The 19,734-nt window shown below is 36.5% G+C and carries 20 protein-coding genes; 5 read left to right on the top strand and 15 right to left on the bottom strand.

The features are described from left to right. Position 1: 1 nt before the first annotated feature. From IGJ55_RS07785 to IGJ55_RS07750, 8 genes are all read right to left on the bottom strand, one after another. A complete protein-coding gene (locus IGJ55_RS07785; protein WP_430608140.1) occupies positions 2 to 1,285 on the bottom strand; it encodes a dihydroorotase in 1,284 nt (427 codons plus the stop codon). A 9-nt stretch (positions 1,286 to 1,294) separates the two neighbouring features. Next, complete coding sequence (locus tag IGJ55_RS07780; protein WP_069641294.1) at positions 1,295 to 2,221, bottom strand: aspartate carbamoyltransferase catalytic subunit; 927 nt, start codon at positions 2,219 to 2,221, stop codon at positions 1,295 to 1,297. Positions 2,222 to 2,298: 77 nt separating this feature from the next. Further along, on the bottom strand, positions 2,299 to 3,585 hold the full coding sequence (locus tag IGJ55_RS07775) for a solute carrier family 23 protein (RefSeq protein WP_069641293.1): 1,287 nt from the start codon (positions 3,583 to 3,585) through the stop codon (positions 2,299 to 2,301). Positions 3,586 to 3,619: 34 nt separating this feature from the next. After that, the gene (pyrR, locus tag IGJ55_RS07770; RefSeq protein WP_069641292.1) at positions 3,620 to 4,177 is read right to left on the bottom strand and encodes a bifunctional pyr operon transcriptional regulator/uracil phosphoribosyltransferase PyrR; all 558 of its coding nucleotides are present in this window, start codon (positions 4,175 to 4,177) and stop codon (positions 3,620 to 3,622) included. 415 nt (positions 4,178 to 4,592) lie between these two features. Next, positions 4,593 to 5,498 carry an RluA family pseudouridine synthase gene (locus tag IGJ55_RS07765; protein WP_069641290.1) on the bottom strand — a complete coding sequence of 302 codons (906 nt, stop codon included), beginning with the start codon at positions 5,496 to 5,498 and terminating at the stop codon, positions 4,593 to 4,595. Next, positions 5,485 to 5,961 carry a signal peptidase II gene (gene lspA / locus IGJ55_RS07760; RefSeq protein WP_069641428.1) on the bottom strand — a complete coding sequence of 159 codons (477 nt, stop codon included), beginning with the start codon at positions 5,959 to 5,961 and terminating at the stop codon, positions 5,485 to 5,487. Before lspA ends, IGJ55_RS07765 begins: the two co-directional genes overlap by 14 nt. Before the next feature lie 5 nt (positions 5,962 to 5,966). After that, positions 5,967 to 6,668 (bottom strand): CBS domain-containing protein, encoded by a 702-nt coding sequence (locus IGJ55_RS07755; protein ID WP_069641289.1) that lies wholly within the window; start codon positions 6,666 to 6,668, stop codon positions 5,967 to 5,969. After that, positions 6,668 to 7,051: a hypothetical protein gene (locus IGJ55_RS07750; protein WP_069641288.1), complete on the bottom strand. Its 384-nt coding sequence runs from the start codon at positions 7,049 to 7,051 to the stop codon at positions 6,668 to 6,670. Before IGJ55_RS07750 ends, IGJ55_RS07755 begins: the two co-directional genes overlap by 1 nt. A gap of 308 nt (positions 7,052 to 7,359) precedes the next feature. Here IGJ55_RS07750 and IGJ55_RS07745 point away from each other — a divergent pair, with 308 nt between their 5' ends. Beyond that, positions 7,360 to 7,560 (top strand): cold-shock protein, encoded by a 201-nt coding sequence (locus IGJ55_RS07745; RefSeq protein ID WP_025869040.1) that lies wholly within the window; start codon positions 7,360 to 7,362, stop codon positions 7,558 to 7,560. 38 nt (positions 7,561 to 7,598) lie between these two features. Here the strand turns inward: IGJ55_RS07745 and IGJ55_RS07740 are convergent, their stop codons facing one another. Next, complete coding sequence (locus tag IGJ55_RS07740) at positions 7,599 to 8,042, bottom strand: EbsA family protein (RefSeq protein WP_430607995.1); 444 nt, start codon at positions 8,040 to 8,042, stop codon at positions 7,599 to 7,601. Positions 8,043 to 8,124: 82 nt separating this feature from the next. Here IGJ55_RS07740 and IGJ55_RS07735 point away from each other — a divergent pair, with 82 nt between their 5' ends. Further along, the gene (locus IGJ55_RS07735; protein ID WP_430607993.1) at positions 8,125 to 8,520 is read left to right on the top strand and encodes a ribonuclease HI family protein; all 396 of its coding nucleotides are present in this window, start codon (positions 8,125 to 8,127) and stop codon (positions 8,518 to 8,520) included. A gap of 7 nt (positions 8,521 to 8,527) precedes the next feature. Here the strand turns inward: IGJ55_RS07735 and ybaK are convergent, their stop codons facing one another. The 5 genes from ybaK to IGJ55_RS07710 all read right to left on the bottom strand — a co-directional run bounded on the left by ybaK (position 8,528) and on the right by IGJ55_RS07710 (position 14,069). Continuing rightward, a complete protein-coding gene (ybaK, locus tag IGJ55_RS07730; protein ID WP_069641427.1) occupies positions 8,528 to 8,980 on the bottom strand; it encodes a Cys-tRNA(Pro) deacylase in 453 nt (150 codons plus the stop codon). A gap of 136 nt (positions 8,981 to 9,116) precedes the next feature. After that, the gene (gene aroD / locus IGJ55_RS07725; protein WP_430607991.1) at positions 9,117 to 9,872 is read right to left on the bottom strand and encodes a type I 3-dehydroquinate dehydratase; all 756 of its coding nucleotides are present in this window, start codon (positions 9,870 to 9,872) and stop codon (positions 9,117 to 9,119) included. Positions 9,873 to 9,885: 13 nt separating this feature from the next. After that, entirely contained in the window at positions 9,886 to 11,088 is a 1,203-nt protein-coding gene (locus IGJ55_RS07720) for an MFS transporter (RefSeq protein ID WP_069641284.1), read from the bottom strand. Between the two features lie 34 nt (positions 11,089 to 11,122). Then, entirely contained in the window at positions 11,123 to 11,995 is an 873-nt protein-coding gene (locus tag IGJ55_RS07715; RefSeq protein ID WP_069641283.1) for a shikimate dehydrogenase, read from the bottom strand. 16 nt (positions 11,996 to 12,011) lie between these two features. After that, positions 12,012 to 14,069, bottom strand: a complete 2,058-nt coding sequence (locus IGJ55_RS07710) for an FAD-dependent oxidoreductase (RefSeq protein WP_207121642.1) — start codon at positions 14,067 to 14,069, stop codon at positions 12,012 to 12,014. Between the two features lie 335 nt (positions 14,070 to 14,404). Between IGJ55_RS07710 and IGJ55_RS07705 the strand changes: the two genes are divergently transcribed. Next, the gene (locus IGJ55_RS07705) at positions 14,405 to 15,301 is read left to right on the top strand and encodes a LysR family transcriptional regulator (RefSeq protein WP_207121643.1); all 897 of its coding nucleotides are present in this window, start codon (positions 14,405 to 14,407) and stop codon (positions 15,299 to 15,301) included. 38 nt (positions 15,302 to 15,339) lie between these two features. On the opposite strand, the gene IGJ55_RS07700 is transcribed toward IGJ55_RS07705, so the two are convergent. Further along, positions 15,340 to 16,512, bottom strand: coding sequence for a class I SAM-dependent rRNA methyltransferase (locus IGJ55_RS07700; RefSeq protein WP_429949903.1), 1,173 nt, complete (start codon positions 16,510 to 16,512; stop codon positions 15,340 to 15,342). Between the two features lie 295 nt (positions 16,513 to 16,807). Here IGJ55_RS07700 and IGJ55_RS07695 point away from each other — a divergent pair, with 295 nt between their 5' ends. Both IGJ55_RS07695 and IGJ55_RS07690 read left to right on the top strand, forming a co-directional pair. Further along, positions 16,808 to 18,916: an LTA synthase family protein gene (locus IGJ55_RS07695; protein WP_430608138.1), complete on the top strand. Its 2,109-nt coding sequence runs from the start codon at positions 16,808 to 16,810 to the stop codon at positions 18,914 to 18,916. A gap of 107 nt (positions 18,917 to 19,023) precedes the next feature. Next, positions 19,024 to 19,734, top strand: a complete 711-nt coding sequence (locus tag IGJ55_RS07690; protein ID WP_430607989.1) for a hypothetical protein — start codon at positions 19,024 to 19,026, stop codon at positions 19,732 to 19,734.

Genomic DNA, 19,734 nt, shown 5'->3' with positions numbered 1-19,734 from the left:
CTTATGCATCTCCTTTAGACCAAGCTGACTGTCCATCAACAAAAGTCATTAATGTATTCCCTTTGACTTTCCAGCCAACAAAAGGTGTATTGACCCCTAGTGATTCGAATTTTTTATCATCGATTGCCTCTTCTGCTAGCAAATCAAATACTGCAATATCTGCCGGACTGCCGATTGTTAATGTCCCCGCATCTAAGCCAAATATTTCGGCTGGTTTTGTTGCCATCCAATTGATAACTTGTTCAAGAGTAAATTTGCCTGGTATGACAAAGTGCGTATAAATCAGTTGAAAAGCCGTTTCACTACCAACAATCCCAAACGGAGCTTTTAAGAATGTTTGATTCTTCTCCTCCAACCCATGTGGTGCGTGGTCTGTTGCGATACAATCGATCGTGCCATCAAGTAAGCCTTCAATAAGTGCATTGCGATCAGAAGTAGCTCTTAGCGGCGGATTCATTTTCCAAAAACCATTGTCTTCGGGGATATCTTCGTCAACCAAAATCAAGTGATGAGGCGCAACTTCTGCCGTTACATTAATTCCAGCACGTTTAGCGTCACGGATCACGCGGACACTTTCTTTGGTTGAAACATGACAAACATGATAATGAACGCCTGTTTCACCAGCTAACACAACGTCTCGTGCGATTTGTGATGCTTCAGTCGAACTTAAAATACCTGGTAATCCTAATTTTTTAGAAACCTCACCTTCATGCATCACACCACCGAATAATAACGATTCATCTTCTGTATGTGCTACGATTGCCATATCAAGTGCTGCTGCTTCTTTCATTGCAAGGTGCATCGTGCCTGCGGTCTGCACACCAACGCCATCATTGGTAAAAGCGAAGGCGCCAACTTCTTTCAATGCTTTTTGATCCGTTAATCGTTCACTACGTAACTCTTCGGTAATAGGAGCATATTGCAACACTTTCACTACTGCATTTTTTTCTATGATTTGATAAACTTCTTTTAATTTTTCAGCAGTATCTGGAACCGGGTTCAAGTTAGGCATAGCGCAAACAGTAGTATATCCGCCTCTGGCTGCTGATTTACTACCAGTAGCGATTGTTTCTTTATAGGTAAAGCCCGGTTCTCTTAGATGGACATGAACATCAACTAAGCCTGGTGTGATCAATTGACCTTTAGCATCATAAACTTCGGTAAAAGTAGTCTCGTCAAAGGACTCTCCAATCGCCCTGATTCTGCCATCTTCGATCCATATTTCTGCTGTAATCAGTTGATTGTCTTTTTTGATAATTTTCCCATTTTTGATAAGTGTTTTCATGTTGTTCACCTATGCCTTCCCTTGTAGTACTGCTTCTAAAATAGCCATTCTCATATATACGCCATTACTCATTTGTTGAATGATCCGCGACTGGATTCCTTCAACAAGCGAGTCTGCTAATTCAACATCACGATTAATTGGTGCTGGATGCATGATGATTGCTTGTTTTTGCAAATGTTTTGCTCGTTCGATGGTTAACCCAAAATTTTTATGATATTCCTCTTTCGAAAATATTTCTGAACCGTCATGCCGCTCATGTTGTACTCGAAGCATCATCATCACATCAACAGTTTCCACAACTTCATCAAGTGGCATGTAGTGTCCATAGGCTTCAAATTGTTTGTCATACCATTCTTCTGGACCTGAGAAAAAGATTTTTGCGCCAAGTCGCTTTAGCATCTGCATGTTCGATTTAGCTACACGTGAATGGGTGATATCGCCAACGATAGCTATATTGAGTCCTTCAAAGTGTCCAAATTCTTCGTAGATAGTCATCAAATCCAATAAACATTGTGTAGGATGTTGCCCACTGCCATCACCACCATTGATAATAGCGCATTGAATCGTTTTACTTTGGATCAATTCATCGTAATAATTTTCTTCACTATGACGAATAACCGCCACATCAACTCCGATTGCCGACATTGTCAGCACCGTATCATAAAGCGTCTCACCTTTTTTGACTGAACTCATACTCTCTTCAAATTCTATGACTTCAATCCCAAGTTTCTTTTCAGCTACATCAAAACTTTTATGTGTTCGTGTACTATTTTCAAAGAATAAGTTTGTCGCAAAGTACTGTTTCTTTTCCGGCTGCCACGTCGCTCCTTGTTTAAATTCCTGTGCACGTCGGATCAACCCCATAACTTCTTGATCACTTAATGCTTCTACAGTTAAAAGGTGTTTCAAGCTAATACGTTCAGATGTGATGATCATACGTTCATTCCTCCCTATTTTAAAAGCTGAAAGAACTCATTCAGCCTTGAAACTAGACAACTTATTCATTCCTGTTGCTAGATGGACTTTTCTTCACTGCGTGCTGTTTCTGGTAAAATTAAATTTAGAATAATTCCTAAAACTGTAGCCAATGCCATTGATGATAATTCAAACGTATCTAGCTTAAAAACTAATCCCCCGATTCCTATCACTAAGATTACAGAAGCGATCAATAAGTTCTTTTTCTTATCAAAATTGATTTGATTGTCAATCAAGATTTTTAATCCACTAGCAGCAATCACTCCGAATAAAACGAAGCTGATACCGGAAATCACTGGACCAGGGATGCTTAGGATAATGGCGCTTAATTTCCCAACAAAACCAAGTCCAACAGCGAAAACTGCCGCTCCGCCAATCACAAAGACGCTGTGAACCCGAGTAATGGCTAAAACTCCGATATTTTCACCATAACTAGTTACGGGAGGGCCACCGACTAGCCCTGCGACAATTTGAGCCGCTCCGTCGCCCATTAGTGTTTTGGATAAACCGGGATCTTGAAAATAGTTGCGTTTGGTCAGCTTATTTAAGACCATTAAGTGCCCGATATGTTCTGTCATTGTAACGAAGGCAATTGGTGCCATCGTTGTGATAGCATTTAAATGTAATTTTGGCTGATACTGCACAAATGGAATTTCAAAATTCGGCATGGCAAACCATGCAGCTGCCTTGATCGGTTCGACATCAACGATCCCGAATAACAAAGCCACTAGATATCCGCTCACAATCCCTAGTAAAATGGGAATCAAACCGAGGAATCCTTTGAAAAACATGTTATAAAAAATGGTTAAGCCTAGTGTAATAAGTGCTACTGCAATATAGCTAAAATCGTACTCACCATTATTGAACATGGCATTATTTGCCGCGTTTGATGCGAGTCCCAACCCAATCACCATAACCACGGGGCCAACGACGATTGGCGGTAAAATTTTATCTAGCCAGCTTGAACCAATTTTACTAATGATGATTGATACAATTAGGTAAACGAGACCCGTTGTGATCGCTCCTTGGGCGATTGCTGGATAACCGTCAGTTTTCATCAGCATCTGCATGGCAGCTATAAAAGCAAAGCTACTTCCTAAGTATGCAGGAATTTTCCCTTTCGTCACAAACAGATAGACGATTGTTCCTAATCCAGAACTTACTAAGGCAATCCCTGGATCGATTCCTACTAAAATCGGAACCAAAACTGTTGCACCAAACATGGTGAATAAATGCTGTAAACTCAAACCTATCCAATGTATTGTCTTCGGTCTATCATGTATATCTAAAACTGCTTCTTCATTACGAAATTCTTTTTCTGTCATCTCAACCTACCCTATCTTTTACTAATCTATTTGTTTACTCTTCTATACTAGCGATCAAAATTCGATCTGTTCCGTCTTTTTCTTCTACTTCCACAATGATTTCTTCAGCCATTGATGTTGGAATATTCTTTCCAACGTAGTCAGCTCTGATTGGAAGTTCCCTATGTCCTCTGTCTACTAAGACTGCTAATGAAATTTTTCTTGGTCGTCCCAGATCCATGACTGCATCCATTGCTGCTCGGATCGTCCGACCTGTAAACAGGACATCATCAATTAAAATAACCTCTTTTCCTTCTAATGAAACAGGTATGTCTGACGAGTGCAATTCTGGTTCTTCCAAAGAGCGTTCTTTCATTGTCTGACCATCCATATCATCACGGTATAATGTGATATCAAGCTCACCTACAGGAACCTCGATTTGTTCTAATTGTTTCAACCGCTCAGCAATTCGTTGTGCAATATAGATCCCTCGCGTTTTGATTCCTACTAATACGATATCTTGGACTCCTTTGTTTCTTTCGATGATTTCATATGTGATTCTGGTTAAGGCACGTTTCATAGTAACTGCATCAACGACTTCTTTTGTTTGCATTTTTGTCTCCTCCTGAAAATATAGTTTTTCTTGCCACCTTATGCGTGACTTGTTTCAGCGTAAAGGCGTTACACTTACTCTTTTTCGTTTGGTGTTGGTGCTTGTTCTTCCTAATATGGAGTAGTTAGCGCTTTTGTACGGTGACTTCTCTCACTTCATTCGCCAAGCCTTGTTCATCATCTGCTCTATGAAGCAATCTTAGTGATTCAAAGCATACAAAAATCCTCCCACCCGTGTTCGGATAGGAGGATTGAATTTATCTATACAAAGATACTATTCATTTCACACAGATTTTTTCTAAGCGCACCTAGATATTGTTCTGCATGTTTCCTTCTTAGCCTCACGGGACTACTCTTAAAGGATTACTTATTTAATTTTCTTTCTCAAATCAGTTTACCTTTTCTTTTTAAATAAATCAATCATTATTTCTTAATTGATCTAAAGTTTTTTCAAAAAGGTCGGGTAGCGGTGCTTCAAAAACCATCATTTGCCCAGTTGTCGGGTGTTTGAATCCTAGCATTTCAGCATGTAAAAATTGTCCGTTGCCTTTTAAGGTTTTTCTTGGCCCGTATAATGGGTCCCCGGCAACTGGATAGCCAATATACTTCATATGAACGCGAATTTGATGCGTTCGACCTGTTTCTAATTGTAATTGAACTAATGTATAGCCCTCAAAGCGCTCTAACACTTCAAAATGCGTAACAGCTGGCTTTCCACCTTCTATTACCGCTTGCATCTTTCGATCATTTTTAGAGCGGCCGATCGGTGCATTGATTTCACCTTTATCATGTGCAATTTCTCCATGAACTAAAGCGATATATTTTCTAAGGGACGTTTTATCTTTTAATTGTTCTGCTAATGCAACATGTGCTTGATCATTTTTGGCAACCATTAATAAACCCGAAGTGTCCTTGTCAATGCGATGAACGATTCCTGGACGAATGATACCATTGATCGAGGATAAGTCCTTGATATGGTATAGCAATGCATTTACTAATGTGCCATGCTGATGTCCAGCTGATGGATGTACGACCATCCCTTGTGGTTTATTGACGACTAATACATCATCATCTTCATAAACGATTTCAATTGGGATATCTTCAGCTAGAACATTCAATTCTTCAGGTTCTGGTACATCGATACTAATCTCATCTTGCTCCTTGACTTTATAATTAGAACGAGTCACTTCACCATTGACCGTTATGTGTTCATCTTTTAACCATTGTTGAATTTGCGAACGGGAATGCTCTTTTAATAGATCACTTAAAACTTTGTCGATCCGTCCTTTTTCTTGTTTGATTTTTACATTAATTTGCTTCATTTTTTCCATCCTTCGCTGCTTTTTCGTCTAAAATAAGATAAATAAAAATACATATTACGCCAATAACTAGCGCTGAGTCAGCAACATTGAATATAGGAAAGCTGATAAATTCCGTTTGGAACATGTCAACCACAAAACCTAGACGTACACGATCGATAAAATTTCCGATCGCTCCTGCTAAGACTAAAGTCAAACCGACCGTAAACCACTTGCTTCCATTAATATTTTTAACGAGAATGTACAAAACGACGGCGACTACGATTACCGTCACAATGTAAAAGAACCACATTTTCCCTTCTAAAAGACTCCAAGCTGCACCTGTATTACGAATATACGTAAAGGATAAAAACCCAGGAATAAATTCTTTTGTGTCTCCTAGTTGGATATTGGCTACCGTTAAATATTTTACCCATTGATCGAGCCCAATCAATGCGGCACTGATAATCAAATAAATTGCTAACAAATGCTTCATTCCTTCTCTAAATTATTGTATAAATCTCTTGGGCGAATAATTCCAAGTAAACTGCCATTTGGATTCCCATCTTTTGTAATCAATATTGCTTCTAATCGAATGTGATGCGCAAACAGTTCTTCTACTTGAAAGACAGTTGTTTCTTTATCTACAAATCGATAATTGCTTTCTTTATAATTACTAACTAAAAGCTCTGATGCTTTTCTTCCGTCTAATTGAATAGCTCCTTTAGAACTTTCAACAGCTAGCCAAATCCCTAAACCACGAACGGTGATCAAACCATTAAATTGACCATTATCATAAATTGGAAATTGCGAATATTGTTTGCGGGCCACAATCGATAAAATCTCTTGAATTGAGATATTGACATCAAAACCTGTTACTTTTTTTAAAAAACGCGGCAGAACTTTTTCAGGACTAATCAACGCTTTTTCAATTTCCTGCAAACGTTTGACTGCCCATTCATTTGGTTCAGCGATAACAAAATCCGCTGAGATTTGTTCATGTACAATTGCATTTCTTAATTGAGCCATTTGGAGTAAATCATCTTGGAACAACGAAATTTGACTTTCTCTTTTTCTAGCTAAACGCCGAACCATTTCACTGAACCCTATATTTGTTGAGTTATTCAACTGCTCACGAAGCCATTTTTCAATACGATTGAAACTACTTAAAAACGCCTCTGCTCTTTCACCCATTAAGTTTTCTCCTTAATTATATACGCTTTATTTAGCATAAAAAATACAAAGATAAAATAAAGGATCATGAGCAACAAGATACCCCACAACGATAAATGTAGCACAGGAATCATAAACATCCCCACAAAGAGTATAACATAAACAACTATCAAGGTTGGATTCATCGTTATTTCTAACTCAATCAATTGCCCACTGTCTTCAACTGTAAAAGGAGCGCTCTTTAAAAAAGAGAATTGAGCTTGAATGGTACATTTCATTTCATCTAACTCAACTTGTTTCGTTTGATTTTGACTTAAGTAAAACCATTTTTTCTGCTCTTTTTTAATCTCGATCGGACTACCCATTCCATAAAATCCGGTATTTCTAGTACAACGAATCATCATGTATATCCCTCCTCGAGCTTTAGTTTAAAGTATATAACAAAAAACCGTAGACTGGAAGAAAGAAGTTGCTTTTATTTTATAAGTAATAAATCGATTTCTTGATAAATTTCTGTATCAACCAGCATCAAAATTCTCTATTCCCGAACTTTTTGTTCTCATTTAATAAAATTTATTAAGCTGCCACCAATTTAAACGTTTCCACATGGAGCGTTTTATCACAAACATTACTTTTTTACAAAAGATTGACGGCTTCGTTTTTTCACTTTATAATGATGCTAGACTTTAGAAAATAAAGGAGCGTGATTTGAATGGAAAAAGGGTTCGTCAAGTGGTTCGATAATAGAAAAGGTTACGGCTTTATTGGTTACAATGAAGACGAGGAAATCTTTGTTCATTTCACAGCAATTGAAGAAGATGGCTTTAAGTCGTTAGAAGAAAATCAGGCAGTCGAATTTGAAGTAATGGAAGGCACACGTGGGTTACAAGCAGCTCATGTGAAGAAAATATAGAAAAACAGCATCCTGTATAAATACAGGATGCTGTTTTTTTAATAATGTTTACTAATAGTCAGCTCAGGATCATCTATAATTGTTGCCTTAAATGATTTATGCTGCTTGATTGTTTCTATAAATGCGTTTTTATTCTTTTTAGTCATAATAAACATCTGTGTTCCTTCTTTGAAATCACACGATTTTAGTTCAATGCATTTAGGTCCCACTCGAATAGCTTCAATTGCACTCAATGTAATTTTTTTTCGTCTCACTGGTAATAAAGCATGAACGACCAAGTATTTTCCGTCTATTATAAAATAACGATTGCATCCTAAAAAGACAAAGAAAATAAAAATACCCAAGATAATATTACTTGTTAAGTAAGGACGAGTATGTTCTAATGTTAAAATCAAACTTAAAAATAAAATGCCAAATGTACAAGACCAATAAATTATCGCTGTTGATAATTCTGGTTGCCAATGATAGACTTTTTTCTTCATGTAGCGACCCCTTAATAAAAATTCAGTATGTTATAATAGTAACATACTTCAACTTTTAACGAAAAGAAATAAGGAGATATTTATGTTACGAATATATGTCGATGCTGCAACAAAAGGAAATCCAGGTCCAAGCGGCGGTGGAATTGTGGTTGTTGGTGACGGGATTCACGAACAATTTCACGTTCCACTTGGTGAGCACTCAAATCATGAAGCAGAATTTAAAGTTTTTATGAATGCTCTTCAACTACTGATCGATAAAGAGTTTAATGATCAAACAATCTTAATTCATTCTGATAGTAAAATCGTTGTTCAAACGATTGAAAAACGATATACTAAGAATCTTTTATTTCAACCTTATTTAGAGACGTTCCAACAATTGGAGAAGAACTTTCCTTTACTTTTAATAAAATGGATTCCTGAAAGTCAAAATAAAGGTGCTGATAGCTTAGCGCGACAAGCTTTGCAAAAATATCAATAATCTTGTTTTACGTTGTCAAATCAACTATGGCTCCATTTGTTACTTGAAGAATCGAAGCAGCAGGTAATTCAATTTGCAGGCCTCTTTTACCTGCTGAGACAATGATTGTAGTGTAATCAGAGGCTTCTTTAGCAAGATAAGTTGGAAACAACTTTTTCATGCCAATGGGTGAACAACCTCCTCTGATGTATCCAGTTGTTTCTTCCAAGTCTTTCAGATGGAGCATTTCAACTTTCTTATTACCGCTTGCACTAGCCAGTTTTTTCAAATCTAGTTCCTTATTACCTGGGATAACAGCGACAACTGGTCCTGTTTTATTCCCTACAGTAACTAAGGTTTTAAAGATTTTCCCCTCTTCTATCGCTAGTTTTTCTGCAACGCTATCTGCACTTAAGTGATCCTCACTCCACTCAAATTCATATTCCTTATAAGCTATCTTATGTTGTTCCACGATGCGCATCGCATTTGTTTTTTGTGTTTTCTTTTTCTTGGCCAATTCTACTCACCTCATACTTAAGTGTATCAAAGAACGTTATGGATGCAAGAAAAAAGACTAGTTTAGAAATTAGTCTTTCATTTCTAAGCTAGTCTTATTCTTATAACGCTAATGTGTTAAGAACCTCACGCAATTCACCTACAGGTACTTGACCAGGGGCAGATGCTTTTTTGGCAGCACCAAAAGTCATTGCTGATCCAAAAACTTCACCGCACATTCTGCTGACCATCCCTTTTTGACCCATCGACATAGTGACAATCGGACGATTTGCATGTTTTGTTTGCATTTCATTGGTAGCTTCTAAAAGGGTTAAAACATCATCTGATGATTGAGGCATTACAGCAATTTTACAGATATCTGCATTTTTTTCTTGCATTGTACATAATCTTGAAACGATTTCCTCTTTGCTTGGCGTTTTGTCAAAATCATGATTACACATCACGATTTTGATTGTTTTTTGGTGCGCTAATTGAATGATTTCTTGGACAGCATCTTCTTCCATAAACAATTCAACATCTAATAAGTCAATTACGCCATTTTCAATAACTGTTTTATATAAATCAAAATATTGCTGATCTGAAAATGCAATTTCTCCACCTTCTTGTTTCGTGCGGAATGTGAACAGAACTGGCTTATCCGATAAAATCTCTGCAATTTTTTTAGACATTTCTGCCGTCGCTTGAAAATCTGCTACTTGATCAAAAAAGTCAACACGCCATTCAACAAGATCGCAATCAATCGTTACTAAATGTTTCGCCTCTTCTATTAATTCTTTTTCATTTTTACCTACTAGAGGAACAATAATCTTAGGACTCCCACTTCCGAGAGTCACGTTTTTAACTGTGACGGTATTCATTTGTTTTTCCTCCCTATTTAGATGTATCGATCGTTTGACGATAGCGGATAAAAATAATGACCGCTAAGACAAAACCGATTCCCGCAATGATTGTATCTAATAGCATAATGCCACGAGGGTTGCTACTAGCGATTCTACCAGAAACAACAGGAATAGCAAAGGAAGCAATACTTCCGAATGTATAAAAAATTCCAGTTATCGTGCCTTTACCAGCTGGGAACATTTCTCCCATAACTGTTAATCCTAACTGCATTACACCACCGGCTGCAAAGAATCCAACTAAAACGGCTCCAACAATCAATACTGTCGGTGTTGGGAACAACCACATAGCTGTAATGGATAAAAATGAAGCGAGCGTGTATGGCAATACTAGATTGACTGGACGAACCTTAGCTGCAACAACTGCCGTTACACCAACACAGACTAATGAACCTGTTGAATAATATGAAACAAGTAACTTGGCTGAGTTTTCTGACATAGCTGCAACTTCTTGTCCATATACTGCAATATATTGACTAATCAGATAAAATGTTGCTTGAGAAATAAAGCCATAAATGACAAATGCAACGCCTTCGATATGCATTTTAGGTTTACTTTTGAATATTGTAACTGGAGCTGCTTCAATTTCAATGCCTTCTTTTTCAGCTTCTTTATTATCTGAATCTGGAAAAGGTAGTTTTAATAAGAACAAAGCGTTGACACATAATAAAACAAGACACACAACAAAGGACCAGCCGAACCATAAACCACTGCTTCCTAAAAAGGCAATAATAAATGGTAAAGCGAATTGACCAATTTGGACAGCTGCTTTGATTAACACACTTGCTGTCCCAGCTGTTTTAGGAAAAGACTCCATTAAAGCAGGATAAGTTCCTGAATCCAAACAAGAATTAGCAATTCCTGCAATCACACCAAATGCCATCGCAACTGGTACACTTGGACTGAATAAAATTCCAACAAAAAATAATGCATAAATCAGCATACCTAGATAAACAAACGGCTTACGACCAAATTTATCTGATAACCAGCCAGAAATCAAAATCGCGACTAATCGCCCAATCCCGAGCATTGCCACAACACCAGATACACCTTCAATATTCGTGTTCCATTGTGCAGCTAATGCATCTTTGTTTTGCATGATGATCAAAACGCCCATCCCATGCACAATATAGTTGATATACAGCCCTAACGCTGTTGGTACATATTTATTTTTCATTCATTTCTCTCCTGTAAGTAACATTGTTTTTTGTTTAAAATAATAGCTCACGAATATAATCAACTGGCATATCTTCACCAGTAAAATGTTTGAACGCTTCAGCACCTTGATAAAGCATCATGCCAAGGCCATTAATCGTTTTCTTTGCGCCATGTTCACGGGCAAATTTTAATAATTTTGTTTCTTTTGGAATATAGACTACATCAAAAACAACTAAATCTGGACGAATTACTTCTGGATCATTAATTAGACTTTCTTCTTGTAATGGTTTCATCCCTACACCTGTTGCATCGATGTAAATACTGCTCTCGCTGATAGATTGCTTAAATGCTGCTTGGTCAGATAAGTCTGTCAATGTTGCAACACATTCTGTGTTTCCGTTGATTTTTTTAACCGTTTCTTCTGCTGTTTGATAGTGTTGATCATTGATATTGAAAATCCGTAATTCTTTTACCCCATCTAAAGCAGCTTGGATCGCAATTGCTGTTCCAGCGCCTCCTGCACCGGTCATCGTAACGATTTGCCCCTTCACTTCAACACCCTCTTCTTTTAAGGCCCGCATTGCCCCCGTACCATCTGTTACATGACCAACTAAGTGCCCTTTACCCTCTTTATTGGTCACTGTATTCACTGCACCAACTAATTCCGCTGCTGGTGAAAGTTCATCTAAATAAGGAATGATGGCTTGCTTATTAGGCATTGAAACGTTCGAACCACGAATTCCTAGCGCACGAATCCCTTGAACAGCATCTTTTAACTCTTCGTTTCCAACTTCAAACGCCATATAAGCATAATCTAAGCCTAGCTTAGCAAAAGCTTCATTGTGCATGGTTGGTGATAAACTGTGGCGAATCGGTGTTGCAATCAAACTGATTAATAATGTGTGTCCGTCAATTCTTTCTGTCATTTTAAATTCCCTCACTTTATATAGTTTGTGTTGCTTGTAAGCTCTTTGTTTGTTCGAATAGCATTTTTTGCGTTCTTGTATTTTCTAAGACTTCGATTGTTTTTAAAATATCTCGTGCTTCCCGAGTTCCTTCCATAATTCGTCTTGCTACCTTGCTATCCCCCATATTCAATAGAACAGCTCCATTGCTTCTAGCATAATTATCTAGTTCTCGAATCAAAGGTGCCTCTGCACGCATGCCAAGACAGACAAAGCCTAAATCGAATGGTAGTTCCATTAACTCACCATCTTTTTCAACTAAGAAGCTACTTTCTCTAACTTCTGTCAACTTAGTCTCTACATGGACTTCCACACCAAATTTCTCAACAATTTCCATCATTGCTAATTTTGTGATCAAATCTAAATCTTTCCCGATTTCTCCTTGCATTTCCACGATACTAACTTTTTTCGCTCCACGTTCAGCGTAATATTCCACCACATCAAGCCCAACAGCACCACCACCGATTACAACGATTTCTTTGCCTTCAAACTCTTGAAATTTCGTCATATCATCCAAAATATCAAAAATAGAGAAAATTTTCCGATTTGGATTAGCTAACTGTTCTTTTAATCCATTTATAGGTGGTAATAATGGTTTTGCCCCCGTTGCATTAACAATAATATCCGGTCCAATGGCTTCAATATCAGCTAGTGATGCAGGCTGATTCAAATGAATCGCTAAGTTGTCGAGCTCTTTACAACGATTGATTTGATAGGTAATAAAATCGTCGATTCTTTTTTTATCAGGGAAGCGAGCAATCTCGTGCCCTAAACCACCTAGATAATTTTTTTGTTCAAAAAGTTCCACATTAACGCCCACTTCAGCAGCTGTTGCAGCAGCTTCAAGCCCTGTAGTCCCTCCACCGATCACAACCATTTTGGTTGGATGCAAAATTGGTTTCATTTTGTAGTCATCTTCATAATGTAAATCTGGATTAACCGTACAACGCATTGGACGTGCTTTCGCAATGCGATGATCAGCACAACCAATATTACAGGAAATACATTTTCTAAGTAAATCTTCTTGTCCGTTCGCAACTTTATTGACCCAATTCGGCTCAGCAATCAAACCACGTCCCATCGCAAGTAGGTCGGCATCACCTGATTCTAAAATTTCTGTCGCTCTTTTAGGACTACGAATATTTCCAGAAGTAACTGTTATTTTATCAGGAAAACGTTCCTTCACAGCTTTTGACATATAGGCACGCCAGCCATCTGGTAAGTTCATTTTATCGATTTGATATTGCAAACTGTCGTTCAATGCAGCTGAGACATTCAAAATATCTACTTCTTCCGCAAAGTAGCTTAAAATATCAATCGTATCTTCTAAAGTATTACCACCTTCTAGTAATTCATCCGCACTAAAACGTAGTGAGATTGGGAAAAATGGCCCTACAGCTTTTCGAACAGCTTCTACCACTAGTTTCGTTAAGCGTGCACGATTTTCCGGACTACCTCCAAATTTATCTGTTCGCTTATTATATAATGGAGATAAAAATTGACTTAACAGATAAGAATGCCCTGCGTGAATTTCTACACAATCAAAACCAGCTCTTTGCGCTCTTAAAGCCCCATCTGCATAACGGTCAACAATTCCATAAATCTCTTCTTCTGTTAAAGGTCGTGGAATCGGGTTCCCTTTTTTAGAGGGTATATTAGATGCTGAGACTGGTTGCTCTCCATCTAAACGTAAACCATAAGCCGATGCTCCAGCATGGTTGATCTGTACAGAAGTACACGCTCCATAAGCATGCATTTTTTCATTAAAGTTCCATAGACCTGAAATATATTGATCATTATCCATCCTTAGCTGGCGAGCCCCATTGGTTCCCATTGGATAATCGATGCAAACATTTTCTAGCGTAATCAGACCGGTTCCACCTTTAGCACGTTGTTCGTAATAAGAAACATGCTGCATACTGAAAGTACCATCCATGTTAGCGAAATTCGTCCCCATTGGCGGCATGACAACCCGATTTTTTAAAGTCATTCGTTTTACACTTAATGGTTCAAAAATTGCTTGATAATTATTCATGATTTCCTCCTATTTTTAAAGTAGAATAGATTAGCTACAAAAATTGATCGTGAAAAAGCTAACTTGAATCTATTTTATTTTATAAAAAAATAGATGTCTCCTACTTCTATGTAATTATTTGATTCGAAATATCAATTCCATCAATTGTTAAACATTTCACAATTACTGTGATTTTATTGTAATCCAGTCGATCAATAAATTCCAATGAATGTTTTTTATGTTTCCGATAAACAATATTTATACATTGTTTTAAAATGATTTTGGTTTTTTTGATGCATGTTTGAGTATTTATTGATAAACTATGCTTATGAATGACCAATAAGGAGTTTTTACCTATGAATTTGCGACAACTAGAATTTTTTAGAATGTTAGCTGATACCCAACATATGACCCACGCAGCAAAATTATTAAATACAACACAGCCCAATTTAAGTCACTCTATGTCTGAACTAGAGAAAGAATTAGACGCCCAACTTTTTGAAAAAAAAGGCAGAAATATTCAACTGACCAAATACGGAAAATTTTTCTACACCTATGTGTCAACTGCTTTAGAAGAATTAGCGAAAGGTGAACGTGCCTTAAAAGAATTAGTCAGTCCTGAAAAAGGGTTGATCGACTTTGGTTTTATTTATACTGCTGGCTCTTTTTTAGCTCCTATGTTGATGAAAGAATTCTCTGCATACCCAGGTAATGAGCAAATTCGTTTTCATTTATTTCAAGGAAATTCTTCAGATATGACTGATTTATTATTAAAAGAAGATGTTGATCTTGCAATCACTTCTAAGTTAAAAGAAGATGAACAACTAAATTATGAAATTTTAACAGAGCAGGAAATCGTTTTGATTGTACCTGTTGACCATCCCCTGGCAAGCTACGACAGTATTTCTTTAAAAGAAACAAGTGCTTATCCCTTTGTTTACTTTAATCAGAGAAGTGGTTTGCGCCCTTACCTTGATAAGATGTTAACAGCCGCCTCTGTTACACCAAATATTATTTGTGAAGTGGAAGAAGATCACACCATGCTTGGATTTGTTGCCCACAATTATGGAATAGCTTTGATGCCTAAAATCCCTTCAATTTCAGCCTATAATGTCAAAATGATTACCCTTGAAGATAATTTTTTTCCTCGCTACATCTATTTAGCTACGAAAAAAGATCATTTTTTATCACCTGCTGCCTTACGCTTTAAAGAATTTATCGTCTCGTTTGCTCAAAATATGTTTTATGAATAGCAAAAAGAATCGTTCCTGAGAGAGAACGATTCTTTTTGCTATTTTATAATTTCAATGAAAAATACTTTTAGATAGTTACCTTCTTCAAAATGCTTATTGGTTCTAAAATCATTCGGTAGTTGATAGGTTTCTTTAAATTGATACCGAACTTGCTTTTCTTCTAATGCCTGAACTATCATGTGTTTATATTTCTCTAAAGAAATATTTGCAGCATTTGTTGAAGCAATCAATAAGCCTTCTTGTTCTAAAATATCTACTGAATCTTTCACTAAATCCCCATAATTTTTAGCTACGGAAAATACTTTCTTCTTATTTCGAGCAAAACTTGGCGGATCTAAAATGATTACATCATAATGTAACTGCTTACGTGACGCATATTTAAAGTAGTCGAAAACGTCCATAACGATGATTTTTTGATCGTCTACGGCTAAATGATTCACTTCAAATTGTTCTTTTGTTTTCGGTAAACTTCGTTTTGCCAAGTCTACACTAGTCGTTGTACTAGAGCCGCCCATTGCGCTGGCAACTGAAAATGCGCCTGTATAGCTAAACATATTCAAGACTGTCTTGCCAGCTACTACGCCTTCAACTAAACGCCCTCTTACTTCTTTTTGGTCTAGAAAAATCCCTGTCATCAATCCATCATTTAAATACGTAGCATACCTTACACCGTTCTCATAGACGAATAGCGGTTCAGGTGCCTCTAACCCAAATAATTTTTGAGATTCAGGTAATGTATCACTCGTAAAGCGGACTTTTTCATAGGCTCCTTTAATTTCTGGAAAGCTATTTCTAAACGCTTGAATGATCGTTGCTTTTTTCTGATACAAGGTTTCGTTATACCAAGAGAAAACAGCGAATTTATCGTAACGATCAATGATCAATCCGCCTAACCCATCCCCTTCTCCATTAAATAAACGGTAAGCCGTCGTAGCTTCCTCTTGATCAAAAACTTGCCGTTGATCTTTCGCTTTTAAAAATAAATTTTCTAGAAAAAGTGAATCAATCGTTCCTTCCCAATTAACCAACCAGCCAATTCCTTTATTTTGCTTACCAAGATATCCTGTAGCAAGAAACTTTCCTTGACTATCCACGAATCTGATCCACTCATCAGTGAATGTTTTCGGTATTTCCAATAAATCTTCTTTTTGAATTAGCGGGTATCTTCCCTTAAATTTTTTTTCTGATTTCTTTGTTACCATTATATTCATTTTTCGTTACTTCCTTTGCCAAATTTGATTCCTTAGTAAAAACTACTATAGAGCTCACCATTTGCTAGTATAGCAAAAATTATTTCTTCTGTCGCCAGACATTATCAACTGATTGGGTCTGATAATCTTAAGAAAAGTAAAATTTCATTAACTTTTATGAGGACAATCCTGATTTAAATTGACATCGAATTGTAGACAGAGTAGAATTAGAACAGTATACGGAAAGCTCTTAGAATTGTTTCTTAGGCTTTCCTTTAGATTTGACTTCGGAAAGGATACGTTTATTTTGAATAATATAAAAAAAATACATATGCCTAATTTTTTAAACACTAGACTAGGACTGTTTGGGTTTGTGGCAGTATTAATCTGGCTAAAAAATATTTTTGCCTATACGGTTGATTTCCATTTAAGAATCGAAAATGCTTTCGAGTATTTCATTCTCTTTATTAATCCAATCGCCTCAACCTTTTTCTTATTGGCTATCGCTTTGTATGTTAGAAGAAAGAGAGCCTCATATATTACTATGATGGTGATCTATTTCTTGATGACATTACTGGTCTTTTCAAATGTCGTTTACTATAGAGAATTTACTGACTTTATCACTGTCAACACAATGCTTGGTGCTGGAAAAGTTGCTAGCGGTCTTGGCGAAAGTGCTTTACGTTTGTTTAGACCTTATGACGTACTTTATTGGATCGACTTCATTATTATCGGTGTGTTATTGCTCACTAAAAAGATCAAAATGGATGAACGTCCTGTTCGAGCACGTGTCGCTGTTTCCATTACGATGTTGTCTGCTTTATTTTTCGTTACCAATTTAACATTAGCTGAAACAGCTCGTCCGCAATTATTAGGTCGCCAATTTTCTCGAGATTATATCGTTAAATTTTTAGGTTTGAATGCCTTTACGGTCTATGATGGTGTGACAACTTATCAAACTAACCAGGTTCGTGCCGAAGCGAGTGAAAATGATATGGATGCTGTAGCTGATTACGTTAAAGAACATCACGCTGCACCAAATCCAGATACCTTTGGGATTGCTAAAGGTAAAAATGTGATTTACATTCACTTAGAAAGTTTCCAACAATTTTTGATCGATTACAAATTGAAAGATGAGCAAGGTGTTGAACACGTTGTAACTCCTTTCATCAATAGCTTGTATCACAGCAATAGCACCTATAGTTTTGATAACTTCTTCCACCAAGTGGGACAAGGAAAAACAAGTGATGCTGAAACTATGTTCGAAAATTCATTATTTGGTTTAGATCAAGGTTCTTTATTCACCCAAGTGGGTGGTAAAAATACTTTTGAAGCAGCTCCGGCTATCTTGGGTCAAGAAGCAGGTTACACCAGTGCTGTCTTTCATGGAAATGCTGGTAACTTTTGGAATCGTAACGAAACGTATAAACACTTAGGATATAATTATTTCTTTGATGCAAACTACTATGATGTGAATGAAGATAATTCGTTCCAATATGGTTTGCATGACAAACCGTTTTTCCAACAGTCAGCCCAATACTTGGAACATTTACAACAACCGTTTTATTCTAAATTTATTGCTGTTTCAAATCACTACCCTTATTCACAATTTACAAACAATGAAGCTGGGTTCCCGATTGCACAAACAAATGATGAAACGATCAACGGCTACTTTGCTACAGCAAATTATCTTGACAAAGCAGTTGAAGAATTCTTTAATTATTTGAAAGCTTCTGGATTATATGAAAATTCTGTGATCGTACTTTATGGTGATCACTATGGCGTTTCTACTTCTAGAAATCAAAACTTAGCAGAACTTGTTGGGAAATCAAAATCAAATTGGAATGATTTTGACAATTCAACAATGCAACGCGTTCCTTATATGATTCATATTCCAGGACAAACAAATGGCGGGATCAATCATACTTATGGTGGTCAAATCGACGCTTTACCTACTTTATTACATCTAATGGGTATCGATACTAAAAATTATATTCAAATGGGACAAGATTTATTCTCTAAAGAAAATGCACAACTTGTTGCTTTTAGAAACGGAAATTATGTTTCACCTAAGTATACAATGCTAGGTTCTAGTATCTATGACACGGCAACTGGTCGTTTGATCGAAGAACCAACTGAACAACAGAAACAAGAAGCGCAAGCCTTGAAAGACAAAGCGAACTTACAACTTGAAATGTCTGATCAAACAACAAATGGTGACTTGCTCCGTTTCTATACAAATAGCGGATTGACGCCTGTCAATCCAGACGATTATAATTACAAAGATCAATTGGAACAACTAGAAAAAATAGAAGCAGATAAAGGGCAAAAATCAACAAGTGTTTACAGCAAAAATGATAACACCTCTACCGTTGATAAATACCATACCGAATCTTATCAAGACTATTTAAAATCTGGACAATAACACAGAACAATCATGAAAGCTTGAGTAAATTACTCAAGCTTTTTTAAATCTTATTCATAATTAATTCATATTCTTCTTTTATACTTACGTTAGTGAGGTGAACCTATTTGAAAAATATTCGTTACGCGTTTGCCAGCGTTTCTTATCATAAAAGGATTTCTTTTTGTATTGGTGTTTGCTCTGCTTTTTTTCTATTTTTATTGACTAGTCTGTTGAATTTGAAAGATCTAGAAACGTCTTTATATGATCAAGTAAGCGACTTAATCAATAACTCTGAGTACCATTCTAACTATCAAAAAATTATGCAGCTGTATTCTACTTTATATTTAGTTTTTATATTACTGTGGGCAATGCTAATTACTCTGTTAGTTTTTATTTCATTAAATATAAAAAAACAAGATATGATGAAATGGCGTATTATGGGCTTTTCAAATCGTTTTATTGTGAAGCAATCTATTTTAGAAAGTATCATTCCAATTACAGTTGGAATAATCACCACTGGAGTAGTTCTTATTGTCTGTCAGCATACATATGAATTTATTTTATTACAAGTTAGACCACTACTTGCAAAAGGACTGGGAATTAAACGTGTGGCATTTTTCTCTTCTAATGTACTTATAGAAAGCACACCTAACCAAGTGATGAATTCAACTGGAGAAACACACTTTTTATCCCTAAGAATTAGCAGTTTACCGATTGCTTCGATTTTCAAGGCTTTTTCAAAAAATTGTCTTTTATTATTATCGATTACAACTGGAGTTACTTTTGCTTCAACCTATTTTCTTTCAAGAAATTCAAAAAAAGTATTTAGGACGTGA

It is taken from the genome of Enterococcus sp. AZ170, assembly GCF_050545135.1.
GTDB classification, from domain to species: Bacteria; Bacillota; Bacilli; order Lactobacillales; family Enterococcaceae; genus Enterococcus_L; species Enterococcus_L ureilyticus.
The sequence above is the reverse complement of the archived record's forward strand: the minus strand, read 5'-3'. Positions and strand labels throughout refer to the sequence as shown.

Bases quoted from the DNA above. Each gene is read 5' to 3' on its own strand.
- IGJ55_RS07755 (WP_069641289.1), bottom strand. From the start codon at position 6,668: ATGGGTGAAAGAGCAGAGGCGTTTTTAAGTAGTTTCAATCGTATTGAA.
- pyrR (WP_069641292.1), bottom strand. From the start codon at position 4,177: ATGCAAACAAAAGAAGTCGTTGATGCAGTTACTATGAAACGTGCCTTA.
- ybaK (WP_069641427.1), bottom strand. From the start codon at position 8,980: ATGCGCATCGTGGAACAACATAAGATAGCTTATAAGGAATATGAATTT.
- IGJ55_RS07765 (WP_069641290.1), bottom strand. From the start codon at position 5,498: ATGAAGCAAATTAATGTAAAAATCAAACAAGAAAAAGGACGGATCGAC.
- aroD (WP_430607991.1), bottom strand. From the start codon at position 9,872: ATGAATACCGTCACAGTTAAAAACGTGACTCTCGGAAGTGGGAGTCCT.
- IGJ55_RS07740 (WP_430607995.1), bottom strand. From the start codon at position 8,042: ATGAAGAAAAAAGTCTATCATTGGCAACCAGAATTATCAACAGCGATA.
- IGJ55_RS07745 (WP_025869040.1), top strand. From the start codon at position 7,360: ATGGAAAAAGGGTTCGTCAAGTGGTTCGATAATAGAAAAGGTTACGGC.
- IGJ55_RS07710 (WP_207121642.1), bottom strand. From the start codon at position 14,069: ATGAATAATTATCAAGCAATTTTTGAACCATTAAGTGTAAAACGAATG.
- IGJ55_RS07720 (WP_069641284.1), bottom strand. From the start codon at position 11,088: ATGAAAAATAAATATGTACCAACAGCGTTAGGGCTGTATATCAACTAT.
- IGJ55_RS07705 (WP_207121643.1), top strand. From the start codon at position 14,405: ATGAATTTGCGACAACTAGAATTTTTTAGAATGTTAGCTGATACCCAA.
- IGJ55_RS07780 (WP_069641294.1), bottom strand. From the start codon at position 2,221: ATGATCATCACATCTGAACGTATTAGCTTGAAACACCTTTTAACTGTA.
- IGJ55_RS07785 (WP_430608140.1), bottom strand. From the start codon at position 1,285: ATGAAAACACTTATCAAAAATGGGAAAATTATCAAAAAAGACAATCAA.
- IGJ55_RS07735 (WP_430607993.1), top strand. From the start codon at position 8,125: ATGTTACGAATATATGTCGATGCTGCAACAAAAGGAAATCCAGGTCCA.
- IGJ55_RS07750 (WP_069641288.1), bottom strand. From the start codon at position 7,051: ATGATGATTCGTTGTACTAGAAATACCGGATTTTATGGAATGGGTAGT.
- IGJ55_RS07700 (WP_429949903.1), bottom strand. From the start codon at position 16,512: ATGAATATAATGGTAACAAAGAAATCAGAAAAAAAATTTAAGGGAAGA.
- IGJ55_RS07775 (WP_069641293.1), bottom strand. From the start codon at position 3,585: ATGACAGAAAAAGAATTTCGTAATGAAGAAGCAGTTTTAGATATACAT.
- IGJ55_RS07715 (WP_069641283.1), bottom strand. From the start codon at position 11,995: ATGACAGAAAGAATTGACGGACACACATTATTAATCAGTTTGATTGCA.